The sequence below is a fragment of the Duganella sp. Leaf126 genome (assembly GCF_001423125.1).
GTDB lineage: Bacteria > Pseudomonadota > Gammaproteobacteria > Burkholderiales > Burkholderiaceae_D > Rugamonas.
The window spans coordinates 166,076-179,876 of sequence record NZ_LMNW01000023.1 but is presented as its reverse complement, the minus strand read 5'-3'; the positions used below and the strand labels follow the sequence as shown (position 1 = coordinate 179,876).

Here is a 13,801-nt window from a genome sequence, read left to right as displayed (position 1 = left end):
GTGGTACTTGAAAATTAAACGGCCAGGATCTTGCCGTTGCGCACGAACGGCAGCTTGACGACCGAGGCGGCCAGCTTTTTGTCGCGGATTTCGACGTGCACGGTGTCGCCGACTTGCACGCCGTTCGGCACGCGCGCCAGCGCGATGGCCTGCTGCATGGTCGGGCTGAAGGTGCCGCTGGTGATCTCGCCGACCGCATCGCTGCCGGCCACGATGACTTTCTGGTGGGCGCGCAGCACGCCGCCTTTTTCGCGCAGGATCAGCCCCACGAACTGGCTGTTCTGGCCCATCGCCTGCAGTGCGGCCTTGCCGATGAAGTCGCGCTCCGACACCAGGTCGATGGTCCAGGCCAGGCCGGCGTCGAGCGGGTTGACGGTTTCGTCCATGTCCTGGCCGTACAGGTTCATGCCCGCTTCGAGGCGCAGCGTGTCGCGCGCGCCCAGGCCGGCCGGCTTGACGCCGGCGGCGACCAGCGCGTTCCACAACGCTTCGGCCTCGGTCGCAGCGACGCCGATCTCGAAGCCGTCTTCGCCGGTGTAGCCGGTGCGGGCGACCATCGCCTCGCCGAACTGCGCGCTCTGCACGAACGCCACGTTGAACGGCTTCATCTCGGCGGTGGCTGCCTGCGCTTCCGGGATCGCCTGCCACACCTTGGTGCGCGCGTTCGGACCCTGCACCGCGATCAGCGCCATGGCGTCGGCGCCATCGCGGCGCTCGGTGATGGTCAGGCCGCTGCCGGTGGCGTCGTTCTGCGCCTGCATCCAGGCCACGTCCTTTTCGGCGGTGCCGGCGTTGACCACCAGGCGGAACCAGCCTTCGTTGATGAAATAGACGATCAGGTCGTCGATAACGAAGCCTTGCGGGTTCAGCATGCACGAGTACAGCGCCTTGCCCGATACCTGCAGCTTGTCGACGTTGTTGGCCAGCAGACCGCGCAGGAAGGCGCGCGCGTTGTCGCCCTTGATGTCGACCACGCACATGTGCGCGACGTCGAACATGCCGACGTCACTGCGCACGGCATGGTGTTCCTCGATCTGCGAACCGTAGTTGACCGGCATGTCCCAGCCGCCGAAATCGACCATGCGGGCGCCGGCTGCGCGGTGTGCGTTGTTGAGGGGAGTGGCTTTGAGCGTCATGGCGGTCCAGAATCGAAGGGGGTTAACAGAGCTGACAAGGCACGGCCCGGGCCGTACCGCAATGTTGCAAACCCCTCTGTCCTTGGTACCTGAGAGATAACGGGAAGTGTCCCGTGCGCCCCTTCGGTGGATTGCGGCAGCAATCGCTCTCCAGAGTTTGAGCCGCGCATGCTGCCATGCGACGCCCCTTGACCGGTCCTTTTGCCTGAGAGTTTTTGGGTAGTGCCCCTTCGGCGGCAACGCTGGTTGCCCTCTCCCGATCAAGACTCGGGAATATAAGTCAGAAGGGTGCATAAGTCAATCTTGCAGGGTGGTGGCCCAGCGCACAGACGAGGCCGTCGCAGGGCGCACGACTGGCGCACGGCGAAAAAGCTCAAAAGACAACTATTTGCTAGAATAAAAAACACATTTTGAGAGCCCAGCCATGAGCCAAGACCAACAAATATTAGACGAGCACGCAGGGCAGGCATGGTTTACGCTGTCCGGCGACGTCAACAGCGACATGGTGCGCCGCGTGTTCGACGCGGTTGCCGACATGACCGAAGACCGCATCACCACCGCCCACATCCTGATCCAGTCCAACGGCGGCTATGTCAGCGACGGCATCTGCCTGTACAACTACCTGAGCAAGTTGCCGATCAAGATCGTCACGTATAACGCCGGCGCGGTAGCGTCGATCGCCGTGATCCTGTTCCTGGCCGGCGAAGAGCGCTACGCCAGCGAGACCGCGCGCTTCATGGTGCACAAGTCGCACGCCAGTGCGCCGCACGGCGCCCGCCCCGATGCGCTGCGCATCATCGTCGAAGGCTTGCAGGCCGACGACGCCCGCACCGAGCAGATCCTGCGCGAACACGTGCAGCTGTCCGAAGAACACTGGCGCACGCACGCGTATTCCGACCTGCACCTGACGGCGTCGGACGCGCGCGACGTGGGCATGGTCAGCGGTATCAAGGACTTCGTGCCGCCGCGCGGCCAGCGCGTGACCAATATCTGAGACGCCCGTTTCCCTGTCATTCATTTCGTTGCTTCGCGGCATTAATTGGCCTCGTCGAGTCCGCTGTGTTTAAATAGCATGGTGCAATGCAATAAATGAAAGGCTATACGGATGATGTATTTCTGGCACCTCCTGAGTTTGATCGGCAGCCTGGCAGTGACGGGCCCCGTCGGCGCTGCCATCGCCATTTACCTGATCGCTGGCAAGCAATGGCGACTGACGCTGGCCTGGGGCCTGCTGTTCGGCGTCGGCATGGCAGTCGTCGTGGTCACCAAGATGCTGTTCGTCGGCTGGGGCATCGGCATCGAGTCCGTCGAGTTCGCGGGCATCAGCGGCCATGCCATGCGCGCGGCCGCCGTGTACCCGGTGGCAGGCTACCTGGTGTTGCGCTCGAGCGGCCCGTACGCCCGTTACGTCGGCGCCGGCGTCGGCGTATTGCTGGCGGTGCTGATTTCGATCTCGCGCGTGCCCACGCTGGCCCACTCGGTCTCGGAAGTGGTCAGCGGCGCCATCCTCGGCCTGGCCGTTGCCGGCGTCTTCATCTATTTTGCCAGCCGCGAGCACCGCTGGGCGCTGAGCCGCATGCTGGCCGTGCTGTGCCTGCCCATCGTGCTGGTGGCCCCGAACGTGGAACCGATTCCGGCCGAAGACTGGATCACGCAGGCTGCGCTCAAGCTCTCCGGTCGCGACCATCCGTACTCGCGCGCGATGTGGCACCACCATAACGCCAGCACGGCGAACTAGGGTACGGACGCTGGCGCCGCACGCTTGCTGGCGCGGGATTTCGCGTGACGCCATAATCTAAATGGTATTATTGCGAACCTTTACAGCCGATCTTCCAGTCTATCCAACGTGCGTCTCTCATCGATCAAATTGTCGGGATTTAAGTCGTTTGTCGATCCCACCAATTTCCAGGTGCCGGGGCAGCTGGTGGGGGTGGTGGGACCGAACGGCTGCGGCAAGTCCAACATCATCGACGCCGTGCGCTGGGTGCTGGGCGAATCGAAGGCGTCCGAGCTGCGCGGCGAGTCGATGCAGGACGTGATCTTCAACGGCTCCACCCACCGCAAGCCCGCCGGCCGCTCGTCGGTAGAACTGGTATTCGACAATTCCGCCGGCAAGGCAGCGGGGCAGTGGGGCCAGTACGCGGAGATCGCCGTCAAGCGCACGCTCACGCGCGACGGCACGTCCACCTATTACATCAACGGCCAGCCGGTGCGGCGGCGCGACATCCAGGATATCTTCCTCGGCACCGGCCTCGGGCCGCGCGCCTACGCCATCATCGGCCAGGGCATGATCAGCCGCATCATCGAGTCGCGCCCCGAAGAGCTGCGCGTGTTCCTGGAAGAGGCGGCCGGGGTATCGAAGTACAAGGAACGCCGGCGCGAGACCGAGAACCGCCTGCACGACACGCGCGAGAACCTGCTGCGGGTGGAAGACATCTTGCGCGAGCTGAACAGCAACCTGGAAAAGCTCGAAGGCCAGGCTGCCGTCGCTACCCGCTTTCACCAGCTGCAGGCGGACCAGGAAGAGAAGCAGCGGCTGCTCTGGCTGCTGCGCAAGGTCGAAGCGGAAAACGAGCAGCAGCGCCTGTTCCGCGAGATGGAGCAGGCCCAGAACGACCTCGAAGAGCAGACCGCCAAGCTGCGCAACGTCGAGCTCTCGCTCGAACACCTGCGCCAGTCGCATTTTGCCGCCGGCGACCGCCTGCACACGGCGCAGGGGGCGCTGTACCAGACCAATGCCGAAATCGGCAGCCTGGAAGCGCAGATCAAGTTCGTGATCGAGTCGCGCAGCCGGCTGCAGTCGCAGCTGGCTACGCTCACGGCCCAGCGCGAGCAGTGGCAGCAGCAGGCGCGCGAGTACGGCGGCCAGATCGAGGAAGCGGAATACACGCTCGAGGAACTGGGCGCCAGGGTGGAAGAGGCGCAACTGCGCGCCGAACAGAAAGCCGAATCGCTGCCGCTGCTGGAGCAGGCCTGGCGCGCCGCGCAGCAAAAAAGTACCGAGTCGCGCGCCCGCATCATGCAGGCCCAGCAGCAGCTTGAACTGGAATCGGCGCACCAGCGCAACGCCAGCAATATCCTGAGCAGCCTGGCCATGCGGCGCGAGCGCCTGCAGCAGGAAAAACACGGCCTGAGCCTGCCCGACAGCGCACACCTGGCCCAGTTGCGCGAACAGCAGGAAGAGCAGCAATGCCAGCTCGAAGAACAGACCGGACTGGTCGAGGAGCTGGTGGCGCAGCAGCCGGCGCTCGAGCAGGAACGGCGCGACGCCCAGCAGCAGGTCAATGCCGAGACGGCCGCCAACGCCCAGCTGGAAGCGCGGCTGACGGCGCTGCGCCAGCTGCAGGAGCGGGTGCAGACCGAGGGCAAGGTCACGCCCTGGCTGCAAAAGCACGAACTCGACGCCTTGCCGCGCCTTTGGCAAACGCTGCAGATCGAAGCGGGCTGGGAAACCGCGCTTGAAGCCGTGCTGCGCGAACGCACGGCGGCGCTGCAACTGTCCAATATCGAGTGGGCCAAAGCCTTCTTCAGCGACGCGCCGCCGGCCCGGCTGGCGCTCTACGCACCGTCGCCCGTGACCGCGCCAGCGCTGCCCGATCCGTCCGGCCTGACGCCATTCATCGACCTGCTGAAACTGAACGATCCCGGCCTGCGCGGCCTGCTGCAGGACTGGCTGCACAACACCTACCAGGCGCCCAATGCGGCCAGCGCCTTTGCCGAGCGCGCGCGCCTGCCGCTGGGCGGCTGTTTCGTCACGCCGCAGGGCCATCTGATCGGCGCTGCCAGCGTACGTTTTTATGCGGCCGACGCCGAGCAGGACGGCATGCTGGGCCGCCAGCAGGAGATCGACAACCTCACGCGCCAGCTGCGCGCCCAGCAGATGCTGGCCGACGAGGCGCGCGCCCGCGCCACGCGCGCCGACGCGGCGCTGAGCGCCCACACGCGCCAGCTCGGCGGCGCCCGCGTCAAGCTGCAAAGCCTGCAGCAGTCGGTGCACCGGCTGCAGATCGAGGTGGTCAAGCTGTCCGAGATCGAGGCCCGCTTCAACCAGCGCAGCACGCAGATCGACGCCGACCTGGCCGAGATCGTGGCGCAGGAGGAGGAGCAGACCCAGATCAAGCTCGCGTCGGAGGAAAAATTCGAGCAGCTCGACATGGAACTCGGCGAGCTGCAAGGCGAACACGAAGACGGCCAGACGGCGTTCCTGGAACAGGAGCAGCGCCTGGCCGACGCCCGCGATGCCGCCCGCGACCTTGAGCGCACGGCCCAGGAAATCGCGTTTGCCGAGAAAACCCAGCGCAACAAGATCGAGGAACTGCGCCGCGCCATTGCCACCGCCAGCGCCCAGGTGGTGCAGGTCAGCGACAGCATGGAAGCGGGCCAGGCGGAACTGGCCAGCCTCGATGCCGGCACCGCGGACGACGGCTTGCAGGCGCTGCTTGACCGCCGCACCGAGCAGGAACAAGCGCTGTCCGACGCCCGCCATGAACTGGACCAGGTGGCGCAGCAGATGCGCGCCTTCGAGGAAGGGCGCATGACCACCGAGCGCGCACTGCAGCCGCAGCGCGACAGGATCACGGAACTGCAGCTCAAGGAGCAGGCCGCGCGCCTGAACCAGGAACAGTTCGCGACCCAGCTGGCCGAGGTGCAGGCCGACGTGGCGGCGCTGGCACAGAAGCTCCAGCCCGACATGAAGGCGTCTTATCTGCAGGGAGAAGTCACGCGCCTGACCAACGCCATTTCGCTGCTGGGCGCCGTGAACCTGGCTGCACTCGACGAACTGGCCACGGCCTCGGAACGCAAGAATTTTCTTGACGCGCAAAATGCCGACCTGCTCGAAGCGATCGCCACGCTGGAAGACGCCATCCACCGGATCGACAAGGAAACCCGCGACCTGCTGCAGGATACCTTCGACCGCGTCAACGGCCATTTTTCCGAGCTGTTCCCGATCCTGTTCGGCGGCGGCCAGGCCAGACTGATCATGACCGGCGACGAGATCCTCGACGCCGGCGTGCAGGTCATGGCGCAGCCGCCGGGCAAAAAGAACGCCACCATCCACCTGCTGTCCGGTGGCGAAAAAGCGCTGACGGCAACCGCGCTGGTGTTCTCGATGTTCCGTCTCAATCCGGCGCCTTTCTGCCTGCTCGACGAAGTCGACGCGCCGCTGGACGACGCCAATACCGAGCGCTTCTGCCGCATGGTCAAGCGCATGTCGGAACATACCCAATTCCTCTTCATTTCGCACAACAAGATTGCGATGGAGATGGCCAATCAACTTATCGGTGTGACGATGCAGGAGCAGGGCGTGTCGCGCATCGTGGCCGTGGACATGCAGTCCGCCGCCAATTTTGCAACTGAGGTACAAGCAGCATGACAGATCTCCAACTGAGTTTGATCGGACTCGCCGGCGTGTTCGTGGCCGGCGTCTTCACCTATAACAAGGTCCAGGAATACAAGGCCAAGAAAAGCGTGGAGCGCGCCTTCGGCACCGATCATGACGACGTGCTGATGCGCGACCCCAACCTGCCGCCGGGACCATCCTACGCCCAGCAGCCGACGCCCGCAGTGCCGGCAGCGTCGCCTGCGATGCGCGCAACTGCGCCCGCGCCGTCGAATGCCCCGGCGGTTGCACCGTCCGCCGTACCGTCACCGGCGTCGGGGCGCGATCCCGCCATGCGCCAGGAACCGAGCTTCTCGCTCGATGAACCTGCGCCCGAGTCGTCGGCTGCACCGGCAGCGCCGAGCGCCGACACGTTCAGCGCGGTCACCACGCCCGTGAGCCCGGCCCTACCGCCCATCCCCGAATTCACCATCGACCCGGTGGCGCCCGGTGCGCCCGAACCGGACGTGGACGAACTGGCCGCGCGCGCCAATGCCGCCGCCGCTGCTGCCGCCGAGCAGGCCACGGCGCTGGTCGATCCGCTGATCGACTGCCTGCTGCCGCTGGCGCTGGAAACCCCGCTGCGCGGCGACAAGCTGCTGCCGGTGCTGCAGACGCTGCGCATGGTCGGCAACAAGCCGCTGCACTACATCGGCCTGGCCGTCTCCGGCGACTGGGAGCCGATCGCCTACGGCGGCGTCTACACCAAGCTGCAGGGCGGCATCCAGCTGGCCAGCCGCAGCACGGCCCTCAATGAACTCGAATACTCGGAACTGGTCACGCGCCTGCGCGCCATGTCCGACGAAATCGGCGCCGAGCCGGAAGTGCCGGACATGATCGAAGTGATGGCCGAAGCGCGCAACCTGCACCGCTTCGTCGCCAGCCACGACGCCCAGCTGGGCGTCAACCTGCAGAGCAACGGCGCGCCATGGGCCATCAACACCCTGATCGGCGCGCTGGAAAAGCAGGGCTTCGACCTGCGTCCGGACGGCCGCTACGTGATGCCCGACGGTGACGGCGGCTTCCTGTTCTCGCTGTCGACCAACGTCACGCTGGCCGAGGAAACCACGTCGCGCCTGACGCTGCTGCTCGACGTGCCGTGCGTGGCGCCCGCGCGCGACGGTTTCGGCGCCATGGTCGCCTGCGCGCGCTCGCTGATGAGCCGCCTCGACGCCACCATCGTGGACGACTACAACCAGCCACTGTCCGATGCTGCCCTGGCCGAAATCGCCAAGCAGGTGCAGGACTTTTACGCCGAAATGAACGACGCCGACATCCCGGCCGGTTCCACCCGCGCCTTGCGCCTGTTCAGCTGAAGCGGGAACTGAGATGACCGAAGTGGATATCCAGGCGCGCATCGCGGCGCTGAGCGCCGAACTCAATCGGCACCTGCACGCCTATCACGTGCTCGATTCACCGACCATACCGGACGCCGAGTACGACCAGCTGTTCCTCGCCCTGCAGCAGCTGGAACAGGAACACCCGGACCTGGTGCAGCCCGATTCGCCCACGCGGCGCGTGGGTGCGGCGCCGCTGCCGCAGTTCGACCAGGTGACGCACTCGGTGCCGATGCTGTCGCTCAACAACGGCTTCAGCGACGACGACATCGAGAACTTCGACCGCCGCGTGCGCGACGGCCTCGATACCTCGGCGGCCGTGGAATACGCGGCCGAAGTCAAGTACGACGGCCTGGCCATCAACCTGCGCTACGAAAACGGCTTGCTGACGCAGGCCGCCACGCGCGGCGACGGCTATACCGGCGAGGATGTCACCGCCAATATCCGCACCATCAGCGTGATCCCGCTGCGCCTCGATACCAAAAATGCTCCGGCCATCCTCGACGTGCGCGGCGAAGTGCTGATGTTCAAGAGCGACTTCGCCGCGCTCAACGCGCGCCAGCGCGAAGCGGGCCAGAAGGAATTCGTCAACCCGCGCAACGCGGCGGCAGGGAGCCTGCGCCAGCTCGATTCGCGCATCACGCGCCAGCGCAAGCTGCGCTTCTTCGCCTACGGCGTCGGCCTGCTCGAAGGCGCCGAGATGCCGGCCTCGCACAGTGCGCTGCTGGACTGGTTCCGGTCGCTGGGACTGCCGGTGGCGAAAGAGGCGGCCGTGGTGCGCGGCTACGATGGCCTGATCGAATACTACAAGTCCATCGGCGCCGCCCGTCCCACCCTGCCGTACGAAATCGACGGCGTGGTCTACAAGGCCAACCGCCTGGAAGACCAGCGCACGCTCGGTTTCGTCTCGCGCGCGCCGCGCTTTGCGCTGGCCCATAAGTTCCCGGCCGAGGAAGCGCTGACCATCGTCCAGGCCATCGAGGTGCAGGTGGGCCGCACCGGCGCCATCACGCCGGTGGCGCGCCTGGCGTCCGTGTTCGTCGGCGGCGTCAACGTCACCAACGCCACGCTGCACAACGAGGATGAAGTGCGGCGCAAGGACGTACGCGTGGGCGACACCGTGATCGTGCGCCGCGCCGGCGACGTGATCCCGGAAGTGCTGTCGGTGGTAATGGAACGCCGCCCCGAGCCGGCGCCGCCGATCTACGTGCTGCCGAAAACCTGCCCCGTGTGCGGCTCGCACGTGGTGCGCGAAGAGGGCGAGGCCGTGGCGCGCTGCTCGGGCGGCCTGACGTGCGCGGCCCAGCGCAAGGAAGCGATCCGCCACTTTGCCGGCCGGCGCATGATGGACATCGAAGGACTCGGCGACCGCTACATCGACAACCTGGTCGAACACGGCAAGGTGCAGGGCGTGGCCGACCTGTACGCGCTCACGCTTGACGACCTGCTGGAAATGAAACGCCTGGCCGACGAGCGCGACGGCACCGTCCCGGAGACGGTCGCCAACGGCAAGATCGCCACCAAGTGGGCCGAGAACCTGCTGGAAGCGATCGAGGCCAGCAAGAATCCGCCGCTCGAACGGTTGCTGTTCGCGCTCGGCATCCGCCACGTGGGCGAATCGACCGCCAAGACGCTGGCCGAGTGGCTCGGCCGTTTCGACCTGGTGCGCCGGGTGCCGGCCGCGCTGCTGCGCGTGCTGCCCGACATCGGCGGCGTGGTCGCCATCGCGATCGCCGAGTTCTTTGCCGAGCCGAAGAACCAGCAGGCGATCGACGCGCTGCTCGCTGCCGGCGTCACGCCGAAGGGCGAGCATGCACCGAGCGCCAAGCTGCGCGACAAGCTCGAACCGGTCAAGCTGATGGCGGCGCTCGGCATCCCGAAACTGACCGAGGCGCGCAGCAAGCAGCTGGTCGAGCAGGACGTCACGCTCGACGTGCTGGCCCACCTGACCATCTACAATGTGTTCGGGCTGCCGGCCACGGTGTCCGATGCGCTGCAGGCGTGGATGGATGTGCCGGCCAACCGTCAGCAAGTCAAGGCGCTGGCGGCGCTGCGCGACGACCTGCTGGCGCAGTTGCCGGCGACGGTGGCCAGCGCCGGCCACCTGACCGGCAAAACGTTTGTGCTGACCGGCACCTTGCCCACCATGGGCCGCGACCAGGCCGCGCAACTGATCGAGGCCGAGGGCGGCAAGGTGTCCGGCTCGGTGTCGAAAAAGACCCACTACCTGGTGGCTGGCGCCGACGCCGGCAGCAAGCTGGCCAAGGCCCAGGAACTGGAAGTGACCATCCTCGACGAAGCAGGCCTGCTGGCGCTGCTGGCGGCAAAATAAGGACGCGCCATGACGGTACGCGAGATTTTGAAAATGGGCGATCCGCGCCTGCTGCGCGTGGCCGAACCGGTCACCGAATTCGACACGCCAGCCATGCGCGCACTGATCGACGACATGTTCGACACCATGCACGCGGCCAACGGCGCCGGCCTGGCCGCGCCGCAGATCGGCGTCAACCTGCAACTGGTGATCTTCGGCTTCAAGCAGAATCTGCGCTACCCGGAGGCGCCGCAGGTGCCGGAAACCGTGTTGATCAATCCGGTGCTCACCCCGTTATCGGACGCAATGGAAGAGGGCTTCGAAGGCTGTTTGTCGGTGCCCGGCCTGCGCGGCAGCGTGCCGCGCCACACCCGCCTGCGCTACGAAGGCGTGGACCAGCACGGCCAGCCGATCCGGCGCGAGGTGGACGGCTTCCACGCGCGCGTGGTGCAGCACGAAGTCGACCACCTGCTGGGCATCCTGTACCCGGCGCGCATCCGCGATTTTTCGAAGTTCGGTTTTACTTCGGTGATGTTCCCGGAGCTCGATCCGCACGACGACGACTGATCGCCAGCCGGCCTGAGACTGCTCCGGGCCGCTGCCCAGCAAGGGGACCTCGAAAAACCGTCGCGCAGTAGGTTTTACGAGGTTCCCAGCAAGTCGCGCGCATTGAGCAGCGCATAGACGATTTCCGGATGCTCGCCCAGGCAGCGCCGCACCGCTGCCGGCAGTCTTTCGTGCGTGCGGCGGCACAGGCCCGGCTGGTCGGCCAGCTTGATGTTCAGGCCCATCACGGTGCGTACGCCGTTGGCGCTGGGGGTGATCGTCAGCCGGATGCCGAGCAGGTCGTACAGGCGCTGCGCAATACGGCCCAGCGCCTCATAGCTGTCGATCGCCTCGATGCGGGCGATCAGCGCTTTTTCCTCGTCGCGCGTCAGGCGCAGGATGCGGATGTCGGTGGCGGGGTCGCGTTCCCACGCGTCGAGCAGCTCCCCCTGGCGGCAGACGCAGGCGCCGGGCGGACACTCCTTGCGGATCGGGAAGGGCAGGGCAGCAGGCATGTCTCAACACGCGGGCGGGTGAAAAAACCGATTCTACCGCGCCGGCGCACCGTATGCTGCATTCGCGCTCAGGTCTGCAGGCGGCGCTGGAGCAGCGCCAGCACCGCCGCTTCTTCGGGCCGCAGCGCGTGCACGTCGTCCTGTAACTGCTGCTGCGCGCGCTTGCGCAAGGCAGTCTTCATGGCGCCGCTCAGGTAGGTCTCGATCACGGCCGGGTGCACATAGCACTTGCGGCAGATGGTCGGCGTGTTGCCGAGCTTTTTGGCCACCGACTCGATGGCGGCCACCACGTTTTTCTTGGCCTGCACTTCCGAGTCGAATTTTTCGTATTCGAGCAGGGCCACCGCCGCCAGCACGGTGCCGGACCAGGTGCGGAAATCCTTGGCCGTGTAATCCTCGCCGGCGATCGACTGCAGGTACTCGTTGACGTCGGCCGAGCCGACCGTGTGCGGGTTGCCGTCGTCATCGATGTACTGGAACAGGTCCTGTCCCGGCAGGTCGAGCGTGCGGCGGATGATGTTGGCCAGGCGCCGGTCCTGCACCTGCACCGAGTGGTTGACGCCGCTCTTGCCGCGGAAGCGGAATTCGACCCTGGTGCCGTCGAGCCGTACGTGGCGCTCGCGCAGCGTGGTCAGGCCAAACGACTTGTTTTCGCGCGCATATTCCTCATTCCCGATCCGCATCATGGTCGCTTCGAGCAGGTAGACGATGGTGGCCAGCACCTTTTCGCGCGGCAGGCCGGGCAGCTTGAGCGACTCGTCCACCGCGCGGCGGATCTTCGGCAGCGCCTTGCCGAAGCTGAGCATGCGCTCGTACTTCGATTCGTCGCGCACGGCGCGCCATTTCGGGTGGTAGCGATACTGCTTGCGCCCGCGCGCATCGCGGCCGGTCGCCTGCAGGTGGCCGTTGGCATGCTTGCAGATCCAGACATCCTGGTAAGCCGGTGGAATCACCAGCGACTTGATGCGCGCCAGCGTGTCCTCGTCCTTGACCGCGGCGCCGTCGGCGTCGACATAATAAAAATGTTTGCCGCGCTGCTTGCGGACGATGCCGGGCTGGTCGTCGTGCACATAGCGCAGTCCGGCCGACTTGGCGGCAGCCGGTGCGTCGGCCACGCCGCCTGGTGCCTCAGTGATGTCGTCGCGCTTCATCGCAGTCCTCGTTGAGCAGTATCGGCACGATGCTACCCCCGGCGCTGACCGCGCGTTGTGCGCGAACGCACCTTATTTAGTCCAGACTTAGTCCAGACTCTTCAGGCGCTGACCGACGATACCCCACTTGCGCGGCGCGCCATCGACGGTGCCCACCAGCGCCCAGCCGGTGCCGATCTTCTCGACGCCGATCGGGCACTCGAGCTCTTTGGACAGCTTCTCGGCCCAGCCGCGCGCGGCGCCCTGGCCCTTGAACAGTTCCATCCCCTCGTAGATCACGGTGGCATCGAACACGGCGGCAGCAAATATGGTCATGGCGGTTCCTTTACGAAGAAGGCGGTATTTTGCCACGGCGCGCCAGGTTGGGCAGGATCGCGCGCGGCGCCCGGACTGTTCTCAACCGGCCGCAGGCTAGTGCTGCAGCAGGTAGGCCGCCATGTCGCGCGCATCCGATTCCGTCACACCCATGGCCGGCATGGCACCATGGGGGCTGAAAGTTTGCGGCGCGCGGATGAAGCGCGCCAGGTTGTCGGCGTTGTTGGGCAAGTCGTCGGCGATGAACTGGCGCGACTGCAGGTCGAACAGCGACGGCCCCACCGCAGTCGGCGAGCCGATCACGCCCGGCACCATGTGGCAGGCATGGCACGCGTACTGGGACAGCGCCAGCCGGCCGCGCGCCACGTCCGGCCGGGCGTACGACGGCCGCGGTGCACGCGGCTGCGGCCCCGCCTGCGCGCTGATGTCCGCGTAATCGGCGGGCGTGAGCGAGGGCAGCGCCACCAGAAAGCCCACCACGGCCCAGAGGTCTTCCTCGGCCAGGTGATACTGCCAGGCCGGCATGCCGCTCATCTTGATGCCGTTGCGCGTGATCCAGTACAGCTCATTCGGGCGCCAGCGGCGCGCCGCATCGGACAGGGGACCGGGTACCGGCTGCATGCTCTTGCCGATATCGTCCTGCGCCACGCCCGGCGCGCCGTGACAGACCACGCAGTTGTCGCGGTACAGGCCCGCACCGCGTACCACCTGGGGCGAACGCCGATACGCGGCCGACGGGGCGCCCGGCGCGGTCTGCGCCTCCTGCAGGATGGGCCCGGGCACATCGACGTCGCGCGCGTGAAAACGCACCGACTGCAGCAGGCCACGTTCGAGCAGTTCGTACACCTGCGGGAAATGCGACTTGGTTGCGCTGATGTCGTACAAGCCGCCGTACAGCACCGCCGTGCCGATGATGCCGCCCACGACGCCGATGCCTGCCAGGGTGGCGGCAACAGTACGGATAACGAGGCGGCGGCGGGAATCGATCATGGGCTGGTCCAGTGGCGGCAAAGTGGCAGGAAGCCGTGCGAACGCATGTTCTGTTGCTGTTAATAAATTAATATCTTTCTTGTATTATATCGGGACACTAGCTGATACCAGGTTCCTATC

11 protein-coding genes and 2 riboswitches are annotated in these 13,801 nt (G+C 66.1%); of the genes, 6 read left to right on the top strand and 5 right to left on the bottom strand.

Translation table 11 applies throughout. The annotated features are described in order from the left end of the window. Positions 1 to 14: 14 nt before the first annotated feature. A complete protein-coding gene (gene gcvT, locus ASF61_RS11990; RefSeq protein WP_056155966.1) occupies positions 15 to 1,136 on the bottom strand; it encodes a glycine cleavage system aminomethyltransferase GcvT in 1,122 nt (373 codons plus the stop codon). Positions 1,137 to 1,202: 66 nt separating this feature from the next. Continuing rightward, positions 1,203 to 1,300: riboswitch (glycine riboswitch) on the bottom strand. Positions 1,301 to 1,319: 19 nt separating this feature from the next. Beyond that, a riboswitch (glycine riboswitch) is annotated at positions 1,320 to 1,405 on the bottom strand. Positions 1,406 to 1,560: 155 nt separating this feature from the next. Here gcvT and ASF61_RS11985 point away from each other — a divergent pair. The 6 genes from ASF61_RS11985 to def all read left to right on the top strand — a co-directional run bounded on the left by ASF61_RS11985 (position 1,561) and on the right by def (position 10,731). Continuing rightward, the gene (locus ASF61_RS11985; protein WP_056155963.1) at positions 1,561 to 2,130 is read left to right on the top strand and encodes an ATP-dependent Clp protease proteolytic subunit; all 570 of its coding nucleotides are present in this window, start codon (positions 1,561 to 1,563) and stop codon (positions 2,128 to 2,130) included. Between the two features lie 111 nt (positions 2,131 to 2,241). Continuing rightward, positions 2,242 to 2,874 carry a phosphatase PAP2 family protein gene (locus tag ASF61_RS11980; protein WP_056155960.1) on the top strand — a complete coding sequence of 211 codons (633 nt, stop codon included), beginning with the start codon at positions 2,242 to 2,244 and terminating at the stop codon, positions 2,872 to 2,874. Between the two features lie 108 nt (positions 2,875 to 2,982). Continuing rightward, positions 2,983 to 6,510, top strand: a complete 3,528-nt coding sequence (gene smc, locus ASF61_RS11975; RefSeq protein WP_082491550.1) for a chromosome segregation protein SMC — start codon at positions 2,983 to 2,985, stop codon at positions 6,508 to 6,510. Further along, the gene (locus ASF61_RS11970) at positions 6,507 to 7,832 is read left to right on the top strand and encodes a cell division protein ZipA C-terminal FtsZ-binding domain-containing protein (protein WP_056155958.1); all 1,326 of its coding nucleotides are present in this window, start codon (positions 6,507 to 6,509) and stop codon (positions 7,830 to 7,832) included. The genes smc and ASF61_RS11970 overlap by 4 nt, the downstream gene beginning before the upstream one ends. A 13-nt stretch (positions 7,833 to 7,845) precedes the next feature. Beyond that, on the top strand, positions 7,846 to 10,185 hold the full coding sequence (gene ligA, locus ASF61_RS11965; RefSeq protein ID WP_056155955.1) for an NAD-dependent DNA ligase LigA: 2,340 nt from the start codon (positions 7,846 to 7,848) through the stop codon (positions 10,183 to 10,185). A 9-nt stretch (positions 10,186 to 10,194) separates the two neighbouring features. Continuing rightward, positions 10,195 to 10,731, top strand: coding sequence for a peptide deformylase (gene def, locus ASF61_RS11960; protein ID WP_056155951.1), 537 nt, complete (start codon positions 10,195 to 10,197; stop codon positions 10,729 to 10,731). Positions 10,732 to 10,805: 74 nt separating this feature from the next. Here def and ASF61_RS11955 read toward each other — a convergent pair whose 3' ends face one another. The 4 genes from ASF61_RS11955 to ASF61_RS11940 all read right to left on the bottom strand — a co-directional run bounded on the left by ASF61_RS11955 (position 10,806) and on the right by ASF61_RS11940 (position 13,681). After that, the gene (locus ASF61_RS11955; RefSeq protein WP_056155948.1) at positions 10,806 to 11,225 is read right to left on the bottom strand and encodes a hypothetical protein; all 420 of its coding nucleotides are present in this window, start codon (positions 11,223 to 11,225) and stop codon (positions 10,806 to 10,808) included. Between the two features lie 68 nt (positions 11,226 to 11,293). After that, positions 11,294 to 12,376 (bottom strand): DNA topoisomerase IB, encoded by a 1,083-nt coding sequence (locus ASF61_RS11950; protein ID WP_056155944.1) that lies wholly within the window; start codon positions 12,374 to 12,376, stop codon positions 11,294 to 11,296. Between the two features lie 87 nt (positions 12,377 to 12,463). Further along, entirely contained in the window at positions 12,464 to 12,691 is a 228-nt protein-coding gene (locus ASF61_RS11945; protein WP_056155941.1) for a hypothetical protein, read from the bottom strand. A gap of 96 nt (positions 12,692 to 12,787) precedes the next feature. Next, on the bottom strand, positions 12,788 to 13,681 hold the full coding sequence (locus ASF61_RS11940; protein WP_082491610.1) for a c-type cytochrome: 894 nt from the start codon (positions 13,679 to 13,681) through the stop codon (positions 12,788 to 12,790). Positions 13,682 to 13,801 lie beyond the last annotated feature (120 nt).

What these genes read in the sequence shown, in the direction of transcription:
- ASF61_RS11940 (WP_082491610.1), bottom strand. Translation starts at nt 13,681, where the DNA reads ATGATCGATTCCCGCCGCCGCCTCGTTATCCGTACTGTTGCCGCCACC.
- ASF61_RS11980 (WP_056155960.1), top strand. Translation starts at nt 2,242, where the DNA reads ATGATGTATTTCTGGCACCTCCTGAGTTTGATCGGCAGCCTGGCAGTG.
- ASF61_RS11970 (WP_056155958.1), top strand. Translation starts at nt 6,507, where the DNA reads ATGACAGATCTCCAACTGAGTTTGATCGGACTCGCCGGCGTGTTCGTG.
- ASF61_RS11950 (WP_056155944.1), bottom strand. Translation starts at nt 12,376, where the DNA reads ATGAAGCGCGACGACATCACTGAGGCACCAGGCGGCGTGGCCGACGCA.
- gcvT (WP_056155966.1), bottom strand. Translation starts at nt 1,136, where the DNA reads ATGACGCTCAAAGCCACTCCCCTCAACAACGCACACCGCGCAGCCGGC.
- ASF61_RS11955 (WP_056155948.1), bottom strand. Translation starts at nt 11,225, where the DNA reads ATGCCTGCTGCCCTGCCCTTCCCGATCCGCAAGGAGTGTCCGCCCGGC.
- def (WP_056155951.1), top strand. Translation starts at nt 10,195, where the DNA reads ATGACGGTACGCGAGATTTTGAAAATGGGCGATCCGCGCCTGCTGCGC.
- ligA (WP_056155955.1), top strand. Translation starts at nt 7,846, where the DNA reads ATGACCGAAGTGGATATCCAGGCGCGCATCGCGGCGCTGAGCGCCGAA.
- ASF61_RS11945 (WP_056155941.1), bottom strand. Translation starts at nt 12,691, where the DNA reads ATGACCATATTTGCTGCCGCCGTGTTCGATGCCACCGTGATCTACGAG.
- ASF61_RS11985 (WP_056155963.1), top strand. Translation starts at nt 1,561, where the DNA reads ATGAGCCAAGACCAACAAATATTAGACGAGCACGCAGGGCAGGCATGG.